Below are 20,368 nucleotides of genomic sequence, written 5' to 3'. Positions count from 1 at the left end.
GCTCCTCTATAATTCATTCATGTTTATGAGCTTGAACCTAGGGTCTCTGACCACATAGCTTTGCAGTGCAGGCTCAAAATCCGTTGCTGAAAACAGATAATAGTCGTCAGATGTAAGCCTTGCCTGCTCCATAGCCATAGCCATATTCTCGCACATATCCATGGTCATCATTGGCTTGTCCCAGTTGCAGAAGCCGATGATGCTTCTTCTATCCTCGCTCTGTGCCACGATATCTATACGGCCTGTCTTTCCAATCCATGTACCCACGCGCTTTATGGCAAACGGCAGCTGTCCCATCTGATTGAGTATGAGCAGATACTCTGTGCAGACCTCCCTGAAGTATCTCTCGAGATATGCATCAAGCTCTTTTTCTATATATGTATCATAAAACTCTTCCGGTGAAAGCAGATACAGATTGGACATATTCGGATAGACAAACTTAAACCAGAAATTAACAAATGTGTCTTTTATCTGATATACACCCTTCTTGGCATTTTCCCATCCGCCGGTCTCAAATGAAACCACCTTCTCCACGATATTGAAGGCGGCAAGATTTTTTAAATATACGCTGATTTTGGCACGCGAAAATCCTGTCGCATGGAAAATATCATTGAGTTTATTTTCTCCTCTTGCGATTGCTGCAAGTATTGTGCTATACGCTGAAAGTTCTCGAAGCTCTGCGGATATGACAGCATCCGCCTCACCATACAGTGCTCCTGATGGTGTCAATACGAGCCTGCATATATTTTCCTTAAAGGATCTAGCTGCATCCCACTTATCCAGATATGCCGGAACTCCACCGATTGCTCCGTAAATCCTCACGATTTCCGCAACCGGAAGATTCTCAAAATGTCTTACGACCTCGAGGAAATTGAGCGATTCAAGCTTCATTTCGGCTCCCTTAAACTGCTCTGCTGCCTCCTGTGTAGCCCATACTGTAGATGATGTAGCCAGTATTATAAGTACCGGTCCCGGATACAGCTTGTGCTTTTTAAGCTTTGCAACTGCCTCCATAAATGATGCATCCCTCTTTGCAATAAACTGCGCCTCATCGATTACCACTACAAGCTTCGACGGGTCTCCTGACTTGATTCTCGCGAAGTACTCCTCATAGGTCTGTCTGCTCAGACTTACCTTGTACTGACGGCTTATCTCCTCTCCCATCATCTCAAGCTGATGCTCGGGCGATGCCTGTCTGCATCTGTAGTAAAAGAATTTCTTTCCGTTACAAAATTCCTTTATGAGCTCCTCCTTTTGACAGCCTCTCCTTCCGTAGAGCACTACGAGCTGGTTGCCTGACTCTTTATAGAGCTGCTCAAGTTTCTCTAAATCTGTGTGTTTTGCTTTCATAATATTCCTCCAAAATAATCAACTGGAAATATTATATCACAATTTAACACATATACAAATATATTTTTAATTATATTTTCCGGGCTCCTATAGTAGCCTTCACCTTTTTTCTGACGAACATGTAGCAGATAACCTGCATGATGATAGTCGCTATCCATGAACCGGGATATGATATAAACAGGAAAAACAGCGACCTGTGGCTTGGGAACAGACCATATATCCAGATGATTCTGACTCCGACTGTTCCTATTATGGAAAGTATCATAGGTACTGTTGAGTATCCCATTCCTCTTAGTGCTCCCGGGAAAAGGTCCATGATGCCGCACAGGAAATATGGGATTGTTGTAATCGAAATAATCTCAAGTCCTGATTTAATTACCTCGCTATTGCTTGTATATATACCAAGTATCTGCGTTCCGAATATGTATGAGGCACTTCCCATCACAAGTGCTACCACAGTCGTCAGAAACAGACAGTCTATCAGTACTCTGTCCATTCTCTTTTGCTTTCCTACCGCATAGTTCTGGCTTGTGAAGCTCATGCAGGCCTGTGTGATTGAGTTGACCGATACATATAAAAATCCAAGTATATTGTTTGCCGCCGTATATCCTGCCATGGCTATTGAGCCAAAGGAATTGACTGATGACTGCAGCATGGCATTTGAGATATTTATGACCGTGCTCTGTATGCCTGCAGGTATTCCCACCTGGAATATCTGAAGCATATATTCCCTGTCAATCGCAAGCTTGTTAAAGCAGAGCTTGTAGCTGGTATCTGCCTTGCTCAGACAGTATAATACAAGCACGCAGGATACGAACTGCGAAACAATTGTACCGATTGCAACGCCTGCCACACCCATTTTGCACACTATTACAAAAAACAGATTGAGCACTGCATTGATACAGCCTGAAATAATCAAAAAGATAAGAGGTCTCTTTGTATCGCCGACTGCACGTAAAATCGCCGCACCATAGTTATAAAGCATAAAAAACGGCATACCGCAAAAATAAATCCTCATATAAATAGTGGAAAGACCTATGACATCATCCGGTGTTCCCATGATTTCTAGCGCACCTCTTGTGAAAATGACACCGACTATGCCCATCACAATACCGCTTATGAGCGCAATCATAATGGCAGTATGCACTGTCTTAGACATCTCCTCATCCTTGCCTGCCGCATAAAATCTGGCAGCGAGCACATTCGCCCCAAGTGATATACCAATAAACAGATTGACAAACACATTGATGAGAGCCGTAGTCGAGCCTACCGCCGCAAGTGATTTGCTGCCACTAAACTGTCCAACAACAATAATATCCACCGCATTAAACGCTAACTGTAAAATACCCGAAATCATAAGTGGCAACGCAAATGAAATAAGCTTATCCATTATTGAACCGTTCACCATATCAATTTCATACTTATTATTCTTCACTTATATCTACCTCTTAAAAATTATTCTCCTCAGCCTATCTATTTTACCACGATATAATATAAATTCAAGCGTAACAAAAAAAGAGAGCCTCTTTTAAGAGGCTCGACTTTTGCTAAATCTATTTCTTTGTGATGTAACCCTGTGCCTTAAGAAGCTCTGCGCAAAGCACTGCTCCACCGGCTGCACCACGTACTGTGTTGTGTGAGAGTCCAACGAACTTCCAGTCATAGACTGTATCCTCTCTGAGACGTCCGACATTGATTCCCATGCCATGCTCATAATCCACATCAAGTGCAACCTGAGGACGATTATCCTCCTCACAGTATCTGATGAACTGCTTTGGTGCGCTTGGAAGCTCAAGCTCCTGTGGTACTCCGCTGAACTTCTCGAGTGCCTCGATGAGCTGCTCCTTAGTAGGATTCTTTTTAAACTTAACAAATACTGCTGCTGTATGACCGTTTAATACAGGAACACGGATACACTGGCATGTGATAACCGGTGACTCTGCAGGAACAATCTGTTTCTTCTCATCATCCACATATCCCCAGAGACGAAGTGGCTCTTTCTCAGATTTTTCTTCCTCTCCACCGATGAATGGAATGATGTTTCCAACCATCTCGGGCCAGTCCTTGAAAGTCTTTCCGGCACCTGAGATTGCCTGATATGTTGTAGCAACAACCTCATATGGCTCAAACTCCTTCCATGCTGTAAGAACCGGAGCATATGACTGGATTGAGCAGTTTGGCTTTACTGCTACGAAGCCTCTCTTTGTACCGAGACGCTCCTTCTGATATTTGATAACCTCCATGTGCTGTGGATTGATTTCAGGTACAACCATTGGCACATCAGGTGTCCATCTGTGGGCACTGTTGTTTGAAACTACAGGAGTCTCTGTCTTTGCATAGTCCTCCTCGATCTTCTTGATCTCGTCCTTTGACATATCAACAGCTGAGAATACGAAGTCAACCTGTGAAGCAACCTCTTCTACCTCGTTGACATTCTTTACGATGATTTTCTTAACTGCCTCAGGCATTGGTGTGTCCATTTTCCATCTATCACCAACGGCGTCCTCGTATGTCTTGCCTGCACTTCTTGGGCTGGCTGCAATTGTTGTTACCTCGAACCATGGATGATTCTCTAAAAGAGAAATAAATCTCTGTCCTACCATTCCTGTTCCACCGAGGATACCTACTTTAAGCTTTTCACTCATTACTCTAATCTCCCTATCTTCTAGATTTTCTTCGACCTTGTCATACGTTCATTTTTAATATTGACTATTCTCATTTTGTCCGTCCGTCACGTACAACTGTCTTTATAGGAAATATATTACTTGAAACTCTAATGAAAAACAAGGAAAAAACTATATTAAATTAATAATTTTTCTCCCTGTTTTTTATAAAATATGCACAAAAACTACACTTCATCCTGCCAATTTGACTTCATATACTCGTCGTAAACGGCAATAACCTTGTCCATTGATGTCTTTGATGGCGCTCCAACTGTACACCTTGTGCTGACACAAGTCTCCATTGAAATGGCATCGTACACATCCTCATCAAATACCGGAGAGATAGCCTTGAGCTCATCGATGCTCATATCGTCGATTGCAATACCCTTGTCTATGCAGTAAAGCACTATTCTTCCTACAATACCATGTGCATCTCTGAATGGTACACCCTTTTTAACGAGATAATCTGCTGCATCTGTGGCATTTGTAAAGCCATTGTTTGCGCTCTTTCTCATCACTTCCTTGTTAAACTTCATTGTGTCAATCATTCCTGTAAACAGTGCGATACATCCCTTTGCAGTGTCAAATGCATCAAATGCCAGCTCCTTATCCTCCTGCATATCCTTGTTGTACGCAAGCGGAATACCCTTCATGGTGGTAAGAAGCGACATGAGCGCACCGTATACACGGCCTGTCTTTCCTCTGACAAGCTCTGCTATATCTGGATTTTTCTTCTGTGGCATAATTGAGCTTCCTGTGCTGTATGCATCGTCAATCTCAACAAACTGGTACTCGTTTGAGTTCCAGATGATGATTTCCTCGGAAAAACGTGACAGATGCATCATAATAGTGGAAAGAGCAGATAAAAACTCAATCAGATAATCCCTGTCTGACACACCGTCCATACTGTTAAGTGTCGGTCCGTAAAAATCCAGAAGCTGTGCTGTATAGTCGCGATCCAGCGGATATGTGGTGCCTGCGAGCGCTCCTGAGCCAAGCGGACAATAGTTCATTCTCTTATATATATCGCAAAGTCTTGATCTGTCTCTCTTAAACATTTCAAAATATGCGCCCATATGGTGAGCCAGAGTGATTGGCTGTGCCTTCTGCAGATGTGTAAAGCCCGGCATGATAGTCTGAGTGTTTTCCTTCATAATCTTAAGGATAACAGCTAAAAGCTCCTTAAGCTCATCATCTGTCTCCTTTACGGTCTTTCTTGTGAAAAGACGCATATCAAGAGCCACCTGGTCGTTTCTGCTTCGGCCTGTGTGAAGCTTCTTTCCGGTATCTCCAAGCCTGTCTATGAGTGTAGCCTCAACAAAGCTGTGGATATCCTCATATTTTGAGCTGATTTCAAGCTCTCCCGACTCTACCTCCTTAAGTATCTGCTTTAGGCATGCTACTATATCGTTGCTCTCTGCCTGAGAGATAATGCCCTGCTTTCCAAGCATCGTGACATGGGCGATGCTGCCCTCTATATCCTCTTTATAAAACTTCTGATCAAATGAAATGGACGCATTGAAATTGTAAACGAGCTGATCTGTCTCCTTTGTGAAACGTCCTCCCCATAACTGTGCCATGAGATTCCTCCTTGATTATTAAATGATGATTTATTTTCACGGTATCATAAAACATTGAGTAAAACCAAAGTGTGATACCGCCGTCTGCCCTATACAGCCGCTTTACTGTGCTAAATTATATAATAATTTTTGCTGTCACGCAACCACAATTTCATCCACGCGCTGCTATCTCCCTGTCACGCTGCTCCTTGGAAAATACACAGCCGCAATAGTACTGCCTGTACATATCATACTGCTTTGATATCTCCGTGGACTTTTTATAGCCCTCCTTCTTCTTAAAATCAGAGAAAAGATATCGCACTCCATACTCCTCCTGAAGCGCCTTTCCTATCTCATTGAGCTTTTCGGCATTCTTCAACGGGCTGATGGAAAGCGTCGTGGTAAAAAAGTCAAAGCCATGCTCCCTTGCATACTGTGCGCTCTCCTCAAGACGCAGCCTGTAGCACTTAAAGCACCTCTCGCCACCCTCAGGAACTGCCTCCATGCCGCGCGCCATATCGTAAAAGCGCTTTGTGTCGTATACGCCCTCCACAAAGTGAACCGGATTTTTCACCGGAAACTCATCTATAAAGCGCTTCTGCTCATGTGCTCTCATGTGATATTCCTCTGGCGGATAAATGTTTGGATTATAATAGAATACCGTCACCTCAAAATACTCTGAGAGAGTCTGTATGCAATACGTGCTGCACGGCCCACAGCAGCTATGAAGTAAAAGTCGTGGAGTACAGCTATTATCTATGCAATTTTCTTTTATTAAATCCTCCATTAATTTTTGATAGTTAATTTTATTTGCCATATTATATTTTTTCTCCAAATACAAAATTATTTAACACATCCTCAAATATATTTCAGGTAACTATTCTGCATATTTACTATTCTGATTAATTACTATTTCTGATATAAGCTGCATAATATATAGGCCGCATAATACGAACAAGGACCGGAAGTTTCCTCCCGGCCCGGCTCATACTAATCCTCTTCATATCCGAACATTAGTCTAAAAATCTTTTTTCCTGTTTCTGTCTTGAATATACGCTTGTATGCCTTGTCGATTGCACGGTTTCCCGCATCATCCTCATACAGATTTACGAGGAAATCAGCCTCAACGAGTATCTGATAATCAAGACCATCTATATTGTCATATGTGTGATGGTGACCTATGAGAAAACATATTCTTTCAACTATGTAATTCTCGAAGCCAAGCTGTGAGAGCATCTTCTGGGCGATTATCGGTCCCTCCTGCTCCTGAAGCTTTCCATCGCACCTGCCATACTTCTCCTCCGCCACACGTATGCCGATATCGTGTGTGTAAGCCGCTGCCTCAAGTATAAAGAGCGAGGCATCATCAAGCTCCTCTCCTATACCGATAAGCCTTGCATAGCTGTGCACCTTGGTGAAATGCTGGATTCTCTTTGGATCGCCATCATAGTAGGCAATCATATCCATAAACAAATCGTCTAACTGTTGTTTACTATAACTGTCACTATCCATTTAATATATTTTTCTCCTGATAATATGTTAATTAGTCTCATTGCCGGCTTTTGCACCGACAATGATAACATACTACAAAGTAATCAATTTTTCAATATTTTTACATAAATATTTCTTATTTTTTGAAATCACTATGTTGCTGGTCACACTGTTATGCGGGAACAGTAACATCACTACTTTGCATCACGGAAAAATCCCCTGAATGCGAATTCTGACAAAGGCTTCTTGTAAAGCAGCTCTCCTATCAATATCTCAAGCGCCCCACCTGCAAAAATAGCAATATAGCCCAGCAATGCCACCACCGGGAGTCCAAGCTTAAAAACAGCATTAGAAACCGGCACAAACGCCACTCCTGAAAGCACAGTAAAAACGCCCATAAACAAAACCATGAATACAATAAAGCCAAGTACAAAATACTTATAGCATATGCTTGTGTACAGATATACTGTCAACAGCACAACATCGAGCGTAAAAAGTGTGAAGATAAGCTGTTTCTCATCTGCCACGGAATTCTGTATCAGAATGACTCTTTCTATTACCAAAAATGTGAAAACAACAAGATTGATTACCGTGCTTGACATCACCGGAATGTATATCTGCAGCTTCTTTTTCAGTGATGTGGACTGGATAAGCTCTGACACATCCATCGACATGATGAGCTGAAATGTGAACATCCCGCACATCATAAAGTATACACCACCTATGATGGAAGTTCCCTTGCTCATTATATCAGATGCAATTCCGATTATTGCAAAGAATACAAGCATGATCACATTCAACTTCAGTTTATAGCCATATCTCAATAATTTAAATCCTAATTTAATATCTTTCAGCATAATATTTCTCCTTTTCAAATATACTTCTTCAAATATACTTCCAATTTAAAGCGCCTCTACACATCAACATATGATCTGCGGATACGAACCACCATGTGATAGTATGTCGCTGCTATCACACAAACGAGTGCTACCGCAAGTAAAGGTGCAATAAACTTCAGTGTACCACCATAAATCAAAACAGCTATACTGCCGGCAATTGCAGGGAAGATAACTATAAGCGCCAGCAGATAAATATACATTCCCAGATCCATGTATCTGAATATATTTAACGAGCCAACCGACACAATTGAAGATATCATAATAATGTCAAATATCGACCAAACATTAACTCCTAATTTAATAAACGGTATTGATGCAATGAGTACCGTAATTCCAATACGAATCGGTCTCACAAGTATATCCACAAGAACTGCATTCTCAAAGTATCTTACTCCGTTAAAACCAGTCTTTAAAAAATGCATGCCAAATGCATTCTTCTTGCACATACAGCCGAAGCAGAAATAGTCCTGTACCACCTCGCACATCATATAAAAATCATAAACAATTACTATAACTCCTATCCATGTCCAGACTGTTTTTGAACAGGCAATTAGCATTGATGCCAGAATTGCCAAAAGAGGAATCAGTATATTTGTTATCAGACGATACTTGAGATTAGTCATAACACGGTAATCCCTGATGTATGTTAGAGCTTTATTCTTTGCTTTGTAATCTTTATGTTCCTGTGAAACTATCTTTTCATTCATACTTCCTGACATATTTTCCATAACACCTCACCTCGCACTAGCGCATCACAATCTTTGTATTATTTTTCATGACCGCAACGCTTATCTGGTAAAGTGTCGGAATCTCCTTTGTTACATTAAGCCCTGCGAGCTTATCTATATTTTCCGCCAAGCATATGCCCTCGAAGCCGTACGGATTCTTGGTCATTGAATAAAGCACCTTACCGGCAGCCTCTGTATCTGCTGCATCTCCTTTAATCAGGATATATTTTTCCTTCAAATCCTCGACAAAGCCCTGCTCCACAATCTGTCCGTTTTCCATAATAATGGCGTAATCGGTGATATTTTCCATATCAGAAATATTGTGCGTAGAGAAAAATACACTGCGCTTTCCGTTGCCCTCATGGATATACTCGCCAATCATCTGGCACAGCTTATCTCTCATAAGCGGATCTAGCGGCGATGCCGGCTCATCCAGCAAAAGAAGGTCTGTCTTTCGTGCCATGACACCTGCAAGCATGAGCTTCATCTTCATACCATCCGAAAATGAATTATTAGCCTTCTTCATATCAATGCTGCCATGTGAAAATATTGCAAGCTCCTCACAATATCTGTGAAAATCCTCTGCAGAAAAGTCATCAAACATCAGCTTGCTAATTTCCTCGATATCCTTAACCGTCCACTGTGGCAGATAATATTTGCCCGGACCAGTGTAGCCTATGCGGTTTTTAATATCTCCCGAGTTTTCCTTCTGTTTGTCGGAATACTGTCCGAAATAAGTGATTTCACCTTTATAGTCAAGCCTGATTCCTGCCAGGATATTTAAAAGTGTTGTCTTTCCTGCTCCGTTTTCTCCGATTAAAGCTGTGGCAAAGCCCTGCGGTATTGCGAAATTCTCCACATCCAGTGTGAAGTTTTTAAGCTTCTTTGTGATTTTTGCTGCCTCAATTGCATTCTGTGTTGTCATTTTCATTTCTCCTTATTCATTTTCATATCATTGTTTAATATGAACTAATTCTTACTTAAATTTTTCATTGTTTATAGCTATCCATAATCATTGTATTAAATAAATCTGGATATAATTTGTGTTACAAACTGCATTAATAGCTGACCTAATGCTGTCATCACTATGTTTATCATACTCATAACCAATCTACTCCTGTCATTCTACATCAAGTAATGCCTCAAGCATCCCCTTCAGCTCGTCGTTTGAGATTCCGGCTATCTCAGCCGCGGCTATCGCGTCTGTCAGCGACTCCTCCACCTTGCGCAGGTGCTGTTCCTTTATCATCTCACTGTCCTGTGCATTGACATAAAAACCCTTGCCCTGCGCCGCTGTGATGAGTCCCTCATCTGCAAGCTGCTCATAAGCCTTCATCGTGGTTATCACGCTGATTTTCAAGTCCTTCGCCAGCCCTCTTATCGACGGAAGGAACTCCCCCTGCTCATACCTGCCGGTCAAAATATCTGTCTTGAAGCTGTCCGCTATCTGCTGATAGATGGGCACTCCTGAATTTTGCATCAGCTTCATATGCTACCTCCGTACTGTATATATTAACTGTTCATGTGTTATATATACGCTATATACATTCTATTGTCAATACCTTTATGAAATTATCCCTAAAAATTTTGATTTGACATACACTCTTATATCTGATAATATAATATAGCTTGCCGATATGGCTCAGTAGGTAGAGCGACGCACTCGTAATGCGTAGGCCACCGGTTCGATCCCGGTTATCGGCTTCTCAAAAAAAGCACCTCATTCAAAACAGAATGAGGTGTTTTTTTATTACAAAAATCCCTCTTGACATTTATAAAAAATATATTAAAATTATCTCGTTGGTTTATTTTTAGTAAACAAAAAATCTATTATTAAGCCTACAGTAAATATAGTGTAAAATGTATTAGAAAAGGAAGTAAACATGGATATCGGACATCGTATGAAGGAGCTTCGTATCCAGTACGGACTTACCCAGCAGGAGCTTGCTGACAGAGCTGAGCTGACGAAGGGATTTATCTCCCAGCTTGAGCGAAATCAGAATTCACCGTCAGTCGGCACCCTGCTTGATATCATCCAGTGCCTGGGTATGACACCGGCGGAGTTTTTTACAGATTCGGAGCCTGAGCAGATTGTCTACAAGGCGAACGATTATTTTGAAAAAATTGACGAGGAAAAAAACAGCAAGGTGGAATGGGTCATTCCAAACGCACAGACCCGCTCCATGGAGCCTGTCAGGCTCACTCTTCATCCGGGCGGCAGCTCTGAAATATATCTGCCACAGGAGTGTGAGGAGTTTGGATATGTGATAAAGGGCACAGTGAAGCTTAGCTATGGTGGCAAGGTGCACACTGTAAAGACCGGTGAGTCCTTTTATTTTAAAGCCGGCAAGAAGCATTTTATTGAAAATAAGTCTTCAAAGGATGCTGTGCTCATATGGGTCAGCAATCCTCCGAGCTTCTGACGATGCCCTGCAGAAGCCATATCAATACCATAGATTACATGAGAAAGGTTGTTACTGTTCACACATCAATATGACCAGCAACAAAAGGTTTACACCATGGGAAAGAAATTAATTGATTTTATCGATATCACAAAGTCGTACAACGGCAATGTTGTACTCGACGAATTAAATCTATATATCAGGGAGAATGAGTTTCTGACGCTGCTTGGACCATCGGGCTGTGGAAAAACCACTACGCTTCGCATGCTCGGCGGCTTTGAGACTCCAGACAAGGGAAAAATCATGTTTGATTCAAAGGACATCACAAATGTACCTGCAAACGAGAGAAATCTGAACACTGTTTTCCAGAAATACTCTCTTTTCCCTCATATGACTATCGCTGAAAACATCGCGTTTGGTCTCAAAATAAAGAAAAAAAGCAAGGCCTACATCGATGACAAAATAAAGTATGCGCTAAAGCTCGTCAATCTCGACGGCTTTGAAAACCGCTCTGTGGATTCTCTTAGCGGAGGCCAGCAGCAGCGTATCGCCATTGCAAGAGCTATTGTAAACGAGCCTAAGGTACTGCTTTTGGACGAGCCGCTTGGCGCTCTCGACCTAAAGCTGCGCCAGAGCATGCAGTATGAGCTCATCCGCTTAAAAAATGAGCTCGGTATCACCTTCGTCTACGTCACACATGACCAGGAGGAGGCACTTACCATGTCTGACACCATCGTAGTCATGAATCAGGGCTACATCCAGCAGATTGGCACACCAGAGGACATTTACAATGAGCCTGAAAATGCCTTTGTCGCTGACTTTATCGGACACAGCAACATCATAGACGGTATTATGATAAAGGATAAGCTTGTCGAGATACTCGGTGTAAAAATGCCTTGTGTGGACGAGGGCTTTGGTGAGAACACACCTGTCGATATAGTCATCCGCCCGGAGGATGTGGAGCTGGTGCCTGCGGAGGACGGCTACATGCAGGGCGATGTCGTGTCCAATATCTTCAAGGGTGTGCACTATGAGCTTGAGGTAAAGGCAAACGGCTACGACTGGATGGTGCACACAACCAAATATGTCGAGGTCGGAAGCCATGTGGGTATCAGGGTGATTCCATTTAATATCCAGGTAATGCACAAGCCTGAGTCCTCAGATGAAAAGGCGGTGGAGATAGATGTCTAAAATAAAGAAACAGCTGCTCGCAGGGCCGTACCTTATATGGATTATCGGATTTATCATACTTCCGCTTTTCATGATTGTGTACTATGCCTTTAAAGGCTCTGACGGCGGCTTTACATTTGAATATGTGGCTGCAATAGCACAGCACACCAATATCAAGGCACTGCTTTTATCCCTCAGGCTTGGAATCATATGCACCATAATATGCCTGGTGCTGTCCTACCCTCTTGCAATGATTTTAAACGGCTTAAAGATTAAAAATCAAAGCTTTGTGGTATTTGTTTTCATGCTTCCTATGTGGATGAACTTTATGCTTCGAATACTTGCATGGAAGCAGCTTTTGTCCAAAAACGGTGTCATCAACTCGATACTCACCACTCTCGGACTGCCGGGCTTCAACATCATGAATACCTCCGGAGCTGTCGTGCTTGGCATGGTCTATGACTTTCTGCCATTCATGCTGCTGCCTATATACAACTCAATGACCAGAATCAAAAACGACTGGATTGAGGCGGCTCTTGACCTCGGTGCAAATAAAGTCACAATATTTTTCAAAATTATACTGCCACTTACAGTGTCCGGTGTCATAAGCGGAATCGTAATGGTCTTTGTGCCATCACTCACATCGTTTGCCATCTCACAGATACTCGGTGGCGGAAAGGTCCTGCTCATCGGAAATATCATAGAACAGGATTTCGTCCATGGCTCACAGTGGGGCGCAGGAAGCGGTCTCTCACTCGTGCTCATGGTATTTGTATTAATCAGCATGGCACTAGTCAATCTGTTTGATAAGGAAGGAGACCAGAGCGCATTATGGTAAAGAAAATAGCATCCAGGGTATATATGGGACTGATATTTTTGTTCCTGTATCTGCCTATCGTTGTATTAATAGTACTCTCCTTCAACAACTCCAAATCCAAGGTTAAATGGGGAGGCTTCACGCTCAACTGGTACATAAAGTGCTTTCAGAGTGAGCGGATCATGTCGGCATTTTCGACAACCCTGCAGATTACGCTGCTTGCGGCTGTGATTTCCACAATAATCGGAACTCTCGCAGCCATGGGTATAAGCGCCATGAAAAAAAGAAACCAGACAATCTATCTGGGCGCCACAAACATCCCGATGCTCAATGCCGATATCGTGACCGGTATCTCAATGATGCTTTTGTTTGTAAAATTCATAAATCTGGGCTTTGTGACAGTGCTAATCGCGCACATCACCTTCAATATCCCTTATGTGATACTGAATGTGCTGCCAAAGCTCAAGCAGACCAACAAATACACCTACGAGGCCGCACTTGATCTGGGTGCATCGCCTCTATATGCATTTTTCAAGGTCACCTGGCCTGAAATAAGTCCCGGAGTGTTCTCCGGCTTTATGATGGCGGTCACCATGTCACTCGATGACTTCTCCATCACCTACTTTACGAAGGGTGCCGGAGTCAATACCCTCTCAACCATGCTCTACACAGAGCTTAAAAAGGGTGTAAAGCCGGAGCTGTATGCTCTGTCGACCATACTTTTCTTCACAGTGCTGCTGCTTTTGGTTGTGGTAAACATCAACTCAAACCAGATACCCGTAAGTGCCGCAAAGAAGCCTGCAAGGGCTAAAAAGCTTCGCATCGTAAAGCGTAGTGTAAGCCTCGCAATTGTTGCGGTACTCGTAATAGGCTGCTTTTCGGTATTTACCATAAGCGCAGGAAGCACGAACAATGACAATACCATAACAGTGCTAAACTACGGTAAATACATCGATGAATCAGTAATCGACAGCTTCGAGCAGGAAACCGGAATCACCATAAAATACGAGGAATACGAGGAGCCTGAGGAGATGTACACGAAGTACAAGTCCGGTGCCATCGATTATGATGTCATCTGCACCTCCGACTACATCATCGAGAAGCTCATAAGTGAGGGCGAGGTCAACAAGATAGACTACAGCGCTATGCCAAACTATCAAAATGTAAATCAGGATATAATTGATATGTCCGCATCCTTTGACCCGACGCATGAGTACACTGTGCCTTATTTCTACGGTACACTCGGCATACTCTACAATAAAAGGCTGGCTGATGCATCAGACCTAAATACCTGGGACTGCCTGTGGAATGGCAAATACAAGGACAACATGATTATGATTAATTCTGTCCGTGATGCCTTTACTCCTGCCCTTCGCACACTTGGCTACTCGATAAACGAGACAGACCCTGAAAAGCTCGATGAAGCCTTCGATATACTAAACAAGCAAAGCAGTGATGTGCTCGCCTACTACGTGGATGAGACCTGCGATGAGATGGTTGCGGAAAATGCTGCAATCGCAGTGTGCTACTCCGGTGAGGCTGCTGCCGCCATGGCTGAAAATGACAACCTGGACTATATCGTGCCAAAGGAGGGCTCTAACCTCTGGATTGACTCATGGTTCATTCCAAAGACTTGCAAGAATAAAGAGGGCGCACAGGAATTTTTGAACTATATCTGCAATGATGAGCCTGCACAGCTCAACTTTGAGTATGTATACTATGCATCACCTATCCAGTCTGTAATCGACAATCAGGATGAGGAAACGAAGGAAAATGAGGCAATCAATCCTCCTTCCGATATGATCAAAAACTGTGAGGTATACAGAGCATTAAACGATGAGGATGCCACTATGTACAACACACTGTGGCAGAGGCTCAAATCTGATTAAAAATGAATAGCACAGCTATATTTTGTATGATGTCACAAAAATGAAGCCTAAAAATTGTACAAAAATACATATTGCAAACTACATCAAACAATGATAGAGTAAAACCCACGAAGCGCCCTGCTTCGTGGGTTTTACTTTTCCACGGGATCCGATATTTTTATGCTCCGCAAGGAGATTCATGAAATACACGGAGTTTTTACATACTATAGAAACAGAAATAACCTCAAGACTTGACAATGATTTCAAGCTCACTATCCATCCTGTAAAAAAGAACAACGGGATGATCTACGACGGATTGGTGATTATCAATCCCAAATTCAATATAGCACCGACTATTTATCTCAATCCTTACTACCATTGGTATCTTGATGGTGTATCCATTGATTCTATTCTCGATGCGATTTTATCCACCTACAATGATTTCAAGCCAACTGAAGATTTTGACATCAGCTTCTGTGATGATTTTTCCAAGGTGCAGGACAAAATAATTTTCCAGCTCATAAGCTACGAGAAAAATCAAAAGCAGCTAAAGGATATTCCCTATATTAAATATCTGGATTTTGCCATCATATTTGAAGTGTATGTTGGAGCACAGCTTCCGGAGTTTGGCACTATCACAGTCACAGATGCGCTTCTGTCACGATGGGGCATAGATACAGAAACACTAATCCGCGCCTCAATGCAAAATACCCCAAGGATACTTCCTTGTTCAATAATCAACATGGCAGAGTTTCTAGCCAAAAAATGCCCGGGCTATGCCAGTCAGATGCGCGCAGTCTGTGATTTTGACAGCCTGCCTATGTACATCCTGACAAACAGCAGGCAGACAAACGGTGCATCCGCCGTACTTTACCCGGGTGTGCTAAGCTCGCTGGCTAAAAAGCTAGGCGGCAATATGCTGCTCATACCAAGCAGCATCCATGAGTTTCTGGTAATGCCGCTGGATAGCGATATAGATGTCTGCAACCTGAGCGAGTTCATCTGTGAGGTAAACTCGACAGAGGTACGTGACGAGGAAGTGCTCGGTGAGAGGTACTACATATACGACAGTAAAACAGACACTGTCTACTGATAATCATGTAACCCGATAACACAAAATCCTGTTCAAAAATAGAAAAATTCATACAAAGAAACGCCAAAACCGACATTTGCCGGAGTTGGCGTTTCTTAATTAGGGACTTATTTTACAGCCCCATTTACTTTCTAATAACGTAGTTGGAAATTCATGAAAGCTATTAGTCGGTTATTTGCCAAACGATGTACTAGTTACCAAGCAGCATGTCGTAGAGCTTCTCGTACTCTCTCGCAGATGCTTTCCATGAGAAGTCATGTCTCATGGCGCGCTGTACCATCTCCTGCCATCTGTCCTTATGGTTTTCAAACACATCAAGAGCATATTTGATGACATGCAGCATATCGTGTGCATTATAATCTGCAAAGGAAAATCCATCGCCCGTATTCTCGTACTCATTGTACGGCACTACAGTGTCCTTAAGACCACCGGTCTCCCTGACTATAGGCAGCGTGCCATATCGCATAGACATAAGCTGGCTCAAGCCGCACGGCTCAAAAAGAGACGGCATGAGAAACGCATCACAGCCTGCATATATCTCATGTGCATTTTCCTCCGAGTAGCCAATATATACGCCAAGCTTCTGCGGATACCTGCCATGGAAATAATTAAACATCTCCTCGTACTGCTGCTCTCCTGTACCCTGCACTATAAACTGCACATTCATGGTGGAAAGCATCTCCTCCATCACATATGCCACCAAATCAAAGCCCTTCTGATTTGTCAGACGCGAAACTATTCCAATCAGCATGACATCCTTATCCACAGCAAGACCATACTTCTCCTGCAGCTGACGCTTATTAACGACCTTTCCACTCATATCCCTTACAGAAAAATGCTTATCCAGATATGTATCCTTCATAGGATTAAAGACCTCATAATCTATGCCGTTTACTATACCTCTCAAATGCCTGCGTCGCTCGAGCATCAGGCCATCCAGGCCCTCGCCGCCCTCAGGTGTACAGATTTCATCTGCATATGTAGGGCTGACAGTCGTAACCTCATCTGCATATACTATGCCGCCCTTTAAATAATTAGCCTCACCATAGAACTCAAGCTCCCCTGAATTAAAAATGTGCTCCGGAAGTCCTGTGACATCAGCCACCTCTTTAATCTTCCAGCGCCCCTGAAACTTCATATTGTGAATGGTAAAGACCGTCTTTATTCCGGCATAGAAATTGTCAGAGCCGTACACGGTCTTTAGAAATACCGGCAAAAGTCCTGTCTGCCAGTCGTTACAATGTATCACATCCGGGGCGAAATCTATAACCGGCAGAGCCTCAAGCACCGCCTTTGAAAAGAAAGCAAACTTCTCCACATCCTCGTATATATTATTGTATGGCTTATCTCCCGCAAAGTAAAACTCATTATCGACAAAATAATATGTCACTCCATCGTACTGTGATGTAAAAATCCCCACATACTGCCTGCGCCAGTTGAGATTGACATAAAAATGACAGACGTACTTAAGCTGTGGCAGTAAATTCTCACTCATGCATTTGTACTTCGGAAGAATAACTCTCACGTCATATCTGTCCTTGTCAAAATACTTCGGTAAAGATCCCACTACGTCTGCCAGTCCACCTGTCTTCATATAAGGTATTGCCTCTGATGCGGCCATTAGTATTTTAATTTTGTCCATGCTGATACCCCCTCCAGATTACGGTTATTTAAACAACGATTAATCTGATAAAAAAATATAGTATACATCCTGATACCAATAGAATGTATACCATATTATATCACGCGGGAGTACATTTTGCCTAGTAAATTTTGTCAAAACGTGGTTTTATTTGTCTATAATGACGATTTTTACATCCCCAGACGTATTTTGTCTGTAATCAGAGCAATAAACTCCGAATTGGTAGGCTTGCCCTTGCCATAGTTTACGGTGTATCCAAACATGGAGTCTATCGTATCCATCCTGCCTCTGCTCCATGCCACCTCGATGGCATGCCTTATGGCTCTTTCCACCCTGCTTGAGGTAGTCTTGTACTTCTTTGCAATAGTGGGGTACAAAAGCTTTGTGATAGAGCTAAGCATCTCCATATCCTCCACGCACATCACTATCGCAGTTCTCAGATACTGATATCCCTTTATATGAGCCGGAACACCTATCTCATGAATGATATCCGTCACCTGTGTCTCAAGGGATTTTTTCTGCATATATGTATCGTCAAGTGGCTCCATGTCACCGGATGCTCTCTTTACATACACAAGTACCACATCAGAACCGGCATTACCGTTTATCATGCTGTATGCCTCATCACTACTCTTTGCTGTTCCTAAAAACTCCATGCCCTTTAATAAACTCTGCATGTTTTTCTTTTCGTCTGCTACTGCGACATTTAAAGTGCTCATCAAACTCTCCTATGCCGCCAATTACTGTCATGTCAAAACAAATTGTACGCTTTTATGATAGCACATTTTGTCGAATTTTGTCGAGAGCGAATTTTTTTTTAAATTTTATGTCTCTATTCTTCAAACTGAGAATTATACAGGTCTGCATAAAATCCGTTCTTTGCAAGAAGCTCATCATGTGTACCCTGCTCGATAATGTCTCCGTCCTTCATGACAAGAATCATATCGGCATTCTTGATGGTAGACAGCCTGTGGGCGATGACAAAGCTTGTTCTGCCCTTCATCAGATTGTCGAGAGCTTTCTGGATACGGATTTCTGTACGTGTATCGACAGAGGATGTGGCCTCATCGAGTATGAGTATAGGATTATCTGCAAGGATAGCTCTTGCGATAGTCAAAAGCTGCTTTTGTCCCTGTGACACATTGGAAGCATCCTCATTAAGCTCCATATCGTAGCCACCCGGTAGTGTCTGGATAAAGTGATGCGCATGTGCTGCCTTTGCTGCCGCGATGACCTCATCATCTGTGGCATCCAGACGGCCATAGCGGATATTTTCCATAATAGAGCCCTTAAAGAGCCATGTATCCTGCAATACCATGCCAAATGCATCTCGCAGATCTGTTCTGTTGTAATCCCTGATGTCATGTCCATCGACAAGGATGGCACCGGAGTTTACATCATAAAATCTCATAAGCAGCTTGACCATGGTGGTCTTTCCTGCTCCTGTCGGTCCAACGATAGCCACCTGCTGCCCCGGCTTAACCCTTGCAGAGAAATCCTTAACGATAATCTGGTCAGGATTGTATCCAAAGTGTACATGCGAAAACTCCACACTTCCCTCGATATGATCCGGCTTTACAGGATTTTCCACTGTAATATCCTCTTCCTCTTCCTCTAGGAACTCAAATACACGCTCAGATGCAGCCGCCATCGACTGAAGCTGGTTTGCCACCTGTGCTATCTGCTGGATAGGCTGTGTGAAATTCTTCACATACTGTATAAAGGCCTGGATATCACCGATTGTGATGACATTTTTTATGGCAAGTATACCGCCTGAGATGGCAACTCCTGCGTATCCCAGGTTTCCCACAAACTGCATGATAGGCATCATAAGTCCTGAAAGGAACTGTGATTTCCATGCGGATTTGTAGAGCACATTGTTGGCCTCCTTGAAGGTCTTTACAGTCTCAGCCTCTTTATTGTATGCCTTTATGACAAGGTGTCCGCCGTACACCTCCTCGACCTGTCCGTTTATGTGTCCTAAATACTCCTGCTGCTGTCTAAAGTATTTCTGCGAATGCTTTATGACAAACGAAATAAGTATCATCGAAACAGGCAGGATAATGAGTGAAATCAGCGTCATGAGCGGTGAAATAGACAGCATCATGACAAGTGTACCGACTAATGTGGCAACAGATGTGATAATCTGTGTGATACTCTGGTTTAAGCTCTGTCCGAGTGTGTCCACATCGTTTGTGATACGTGAAAGCACCTCACCGTATGTCCTTGACTCGAAATACTTCATCGGCATACGGTTGATTTTGCTTGTGATATCCTTACGCATCCTGTAGCAGGTCTTCTGTGTGATGCCTGTCATGATAAGCCCTTGGGCAAACATGAAAATAGCACTCACCACATATAAAGCCAGCGTAAACAAAAGAACCTTTGCAATATAATCAAAATCTATGCCGCCTGTTCCTGCAATCTTGTTCATGAGTCCCTCGGCAAGCGCTGTGGTGGCTTTTCCCATTACCTTCGGTCCTGCAACGGAAAATACAGTCGAAACTGCTGCAAATATCATAACAGCAATGATAGCAGCCCAGTATCTGCCGAGATACTTTATGAGCTTCTTTGTAGAGCCCTTGAAATCCTTGGCCTTTTCTGTGACCATCCCGGGGCCATGCCCCATTGGCCCTCTCGGCCTCTTAGGAGGCATCTTGAACTGTTCGTTATTATTCTCACTCAT

General features: G+C 42.9%; 17 protein-coding genes, 1 tRNA gene and 1 pseudogene. 6 read left to right on the top strand and 13 right to left on the bottom strand.

Going from position 1 to position 20,368, the window contains the following annotated elements; genetic code table 11:
* Positions 1-6: 6 nt before the first annotated feature.
* The 10 genes from ACW6PM_RS07225 to ACW6PM_RS07180 form a co-directional block, all read right to left on the bottom strand.
* On the bottom strand, positions 7-1,350 hold the full coding sequence (locus ACW6PM_RS07225; protein ID WP_456056703.1) for an ATP-binding protein: 1,344 nt from the start codon (positions 1,348-1,350) through the stop codon (positions 7-9).
* Between the two features lie 70 nt (positions 1,351-1,420).
* Complete coding sequence (locus ACW6PM_RS07220) at positions 1,421-2,758, bottom strand: MATE family efflux transporter (RefSeq protein WP_456056710.1); 1,338 nt, start codon at positions 2,756-2,758, stop codon at positions 1,421-1,423.
* A gap of 145 nt (positions 2,759-2,903) precedes the next feature.
* On the bottom strand, positions 2,904-3,995 hold the full coding sequence (asd, locus tag ACW6PM_RS07215; RefSeq protein ID WP_117718390.1) for an aspartate-semialdehyde dehydrogenase: 1,092 nt from the start codon (positions 3,993-3,995) through the stop codon (positions 2,904-2,906).
* Positions 3,996-4,198: 203 nt separating this feature from the next.
* On the bottom strand, positions 4,199-5,593 hold the full coding sequence (gene argH / locus ACW6PM_RS07210; RefSeq protein ID WP_456056702.1) for an argininosuccinate lyase: 1,395 nt from the start codon (positions 5,591-5,593) through the stop codon (positions 4,199-4,201).
* Positions 5,594-5,744: 151 nt separating this feature from the next.
* Entirely contained in the window at positions 5,745-6,389 is a 645-nt protein-coding gene (locus ACW6PM_RS07205; protein WP_456056701.1) for an epoxyqueuosine reductase QueH, read from the bottom strand.
* 173 nt (positions 6,390-6,562) lie between these two features.
* Positions 6,563-7,084, bottom strand: coding sequence for an HD domain-containing protein (locus tag ACW6PM_RS07200; protein ID WP_308649974.1), 522 nt, complete (start codon positions 7,082-7,084; stop codon positions 6,563-6,565).
* Positions 7,085-7,257: 173 nt separating this feature from the next.
* Positions 7,258-7,920: a hypothetical protein gene (locus ACW6PM_RS07195; protein ID WP_448754478.1), complete on the bottom strand. Its 663-nt coding sequence runs from the start codon at positions 7,918-7,920 to the stop codon at positions 7,258-7,260.
* Between the two features lie 56 nt (positions 7,921-7,976).
* The gene (locus ACW6PM_RS07190; protein WP_456056700.1) at positions 7,977-8,690 is read right to left on the bottom strand and encodes a hypothetical protein; all 714 of its coding nucleotides are present in this window, start codon (positions 8,688-8,690) and stop codon (positions 7,977-7,979) included.
* A gap of 16 nt (positions 8,691-8,706) precedes the next feature.
* On the bottom strand, positions 8,707-9,615 hold the full coding sequence (locus tag ACW6PM_RS07185; RefSeq protein WP_456056699.1) for an ATP-binding cassette domain-containing protein: 909 nt from the start codon (positions 9,613-9,615) through the stop codon (positions 8,707-8,709).
* Between the two features lie 195 nt (positions 9,616-9,810).
* Positions 9,811-10,179 carry a GntR family transcriptional regulator gene (locus tag ACW6PM_RS07180; protein ID WP_456056698.1) on the bottom strand — a complete coding sequence of 123 codons (369 nt, stop codon included), beginning with the start codon at positions 10,177-10,179 and terminating at the stop codon, positions 9,811-9,813.
* A 142-nt stretch (positions 10,180-10,321) separates the two neighbouring features.
* Between ACW6PM_RS07180 and ACW6PM_RS07175 the strand changes: the two genes are divergently transcribed.
* The 6 genes from ACW6PM_RS07175 (at position 10,322) to ACW6PM_RS07150 (ending at position 16,040) form a co-directional block, all read left to right on the top strand.
* Positions 10,322-10,394: transfer RNA gene (locus ACW6PM_RS07175), tRNA-Thr, on the top strand.
* Between the two features lie 179 nt (positions 10,395-10,573).
* Entirely contained in the window at positions 10,574-11,113 is a 540-nt protein-coding gene (locus tag ACW6PM_RS07170; RefSeq protein ID WP_308656942.1) for a helix-turn-helix domain-containing protein, read from the top strand.
* 96 nt (positions 11,114-11,209) lie between these two features.
* The gene (locus ACW6PM_RS07165) at positions 11,210-12,283 is read left to right on the top strand and encodes an ABC transporter ATP-binding protein (protein ID WP_448754474.1); all 1,074 of its coding nucleotides are present in this window, start codon (positions 11,210-11,212) and stop codon (positions 12,281-12,283) included.
* A complete protein-coding gene (locus tag ACW6PM_RS07160; protein ID WP_015569472.1) occupies positions 12,276-13,100 on the top strand; it encodes an ABC transporter permease in 825 nt (274 codons plus the stop codon). The genes ACW6PM_RS07165 and ACW6PM_RS07160 overlap by 8 nt, the downstream gene beginning before the upstream one ends.
* Positions 13,094-14,968, top strand: a complete 1,875-nt coding sequence (locus ACW6PM_RS07155; RefSeq protein ID WP_456056697.1) for an extracellular solute-binding protein — start codon at positions 13,094-13,096, stop codon at positions 14,966-14,968. Before ACW6PM_RS07160 ends, ACW6PM_RS07155 begins: the two co-directional genes overlap by 7 nt.
* Positions 14,969-15,146: 178 nt before the next feature.
* Positions 15,147-16,040, top strand: coding sequence for a DUF5688 family protein (locus tag ACW6PM_RS07150; RefSeq protein WP_456056696.1), 894 nt, complete (start codon positions 15,147-15,149; stop codon positions 16,038-16,040).
* A 190-nt stretch (positions 16,041-16,230) separates the two neighbouring features.
* On the opposite strand, the gene glgA is transcribed toward ACW6PM_RS07150, so the two are convergent.
* From glgA to ACW6PM_RS07135, 3 genes and pseudogenes are all read right to left on the bottom strand, one after another.
* On the bottom strand, positions 16,231-17,682 hold the full coding sequence (gene glgA, locus ACW6PM_RS07145) for a glycogen synthase GlgA (RefSeq protein ID WP_456056695.1): 1,452 nt from the start codon (positions 17,680-17,682) through the stop codon (positions 16,231-16,233).
* A gap of 170 nt (positions 17,683-17,852) precedes the next feature.
* A pseudogene (locus ACW6PM_RS07140) lies at positions 17,853-18,194 on the bottom strand (sporulation initiation factor Spo0A C-terminal domain-containing protein); the annotation flags it as partial.
* A 320-nt stretch (positions 18,195-18,514) separates the two neighbouring features.
* Positions 18,515-20,368 (bottom strand): ABC transporter ATP-binding protein, encoded by a 1,854-nt coding sequence (locus ACW6PM_RS07135; RefSeq protein ID WP_456056694.1) that lies wholly within the window; start codon positions 20,366-20,368, stop codon positions 18,515-18,517.

The sequence above is a fragment of the Agathobacter sp. genome (assembly GCF_977054825.1).
The sequence above is the reverse complement of the archived record's forward strand: the minus strand, read 5'-3'. Positions and strand labels throughout refer to the sequence as shown.

Bases quoted from the DNA above. Each gene is read 5' to 3' on its own strand.
- ACW6PM_RS07225 (WP_456056703.1), bottom strand. From the start codon at position 1,350: ATGAAAGCAAAACACACAGATTTAGAGAAACTTGAGCAGCTCTATAAA.
- ACW6PM_RS07220 (WP_456056710.1), bottom strand. From the start codon at position 2,758: ATGGTGAACGGTTCAATAATGGATAAGCTTATTTCATTTGCGTTGCCA.
- asd (WP_117718390.1), bottom strand. From the start codon at position 3,995: ATGAGTGAAAAGCTTAAAGTAGGTATCCTCGGTGGAACAGGAATGGTA.
- argH (WP_456056702.1), bottom strand. From the start codon at position 5,593: ATGGCACAGTTATGGGGAGGACGTTTCACAAAGGAGACAGATCAGCTC.
- ACW6PM_RS07205 (WP_456056701.1), bottom strand. From the start codon at position 6,389: ATGGCAAATAAAATTAACTATCAAAAATTAATGGAGGATTTAATAAAA.
- ACW6PM_RS07200 (WP_308649974.1), bottom strand. From the start codon at position 7,084: ATGGATAGTGACAGTTATAGTAAACAACAGTTAGACGATTTGTTTATG.
- ACW6PM_RS07195 (WP_448754478.1), bottom strand. From the start codon at position 7,920: ATGCTGAAAGATATTAAATTAGGATTTAAATTATTGAGATATGGCTAT.
- ACW6PM_RS07190 (WP_456056700.1), bottom strand. From the start codon at position 8,690: ATGGAAAATATGTCAGGAAGTATGAATGAAAAGATAGTTTCACAGGAA.
- ACW6PM_RS07185 (WP_456056699.1), bottom strand. From the start codon at position 9,615: ATGACAACACAGAATGCAATTGAGGCAGCAAAAATCACAAAGAAGCTT.
- ACW6PM_RS07180 (WP_456056698.1), bottom strand. From the start codon at position 10,179: ATGAAGCTGATGCAAAATTCAGGAGTGCCCATCTATCAGCAGATAGCG.
- ACW6PM_RS07170 (WP_308656942.1), top strand. From the start codon at position 10,574: ATGGATATCGGACATCGTATGAAGGAGCTTCGTATCCAGTACGGACTT.
- ACW6PM_RS07165 (WP_448754474.1), top strand. From the start codon at position 11,210: ATGGGAAAGAAATTAATTGATTTTATCGATATCACAAAGTCGTACAAC.
- ACW6PM_RS07160 (WP_015569472.1), top strand. From the start codon at position 12,276: ATGTCTAAAATAAAGAAACAGCTGCTCGCAGGGCCGTACCTTATATGG.
- ACW6PM_RS07155 (WP_456056697.1), top strand. From the start codon at position 13,094: ATGGTAAAGAAAATAGCATCCAGGGTATATATGGGACTGATATTTTTG.
- ACW6PM_RS07150 (WP_456056696.1), top strand. From the start codon at position 15,147: ATGAAATACACGGAGTTTTTACATACTATAGAAACAGAAATAACCTCA.
- glgA (WP_456056695.1), bottom strand. From the start codon at position 17,682: ATGGACAAAATTAAAATACTAATGGCCGCATCAGAGGCAATACCTTAT.
- ACW6PM_RS07135 (WP_456056694.1), bottom strand. From the start codon at position 20,368: ATGAGTGAGAATAATAACGAACAGTTCAAGATGCCTCCTAAGAGGCCG.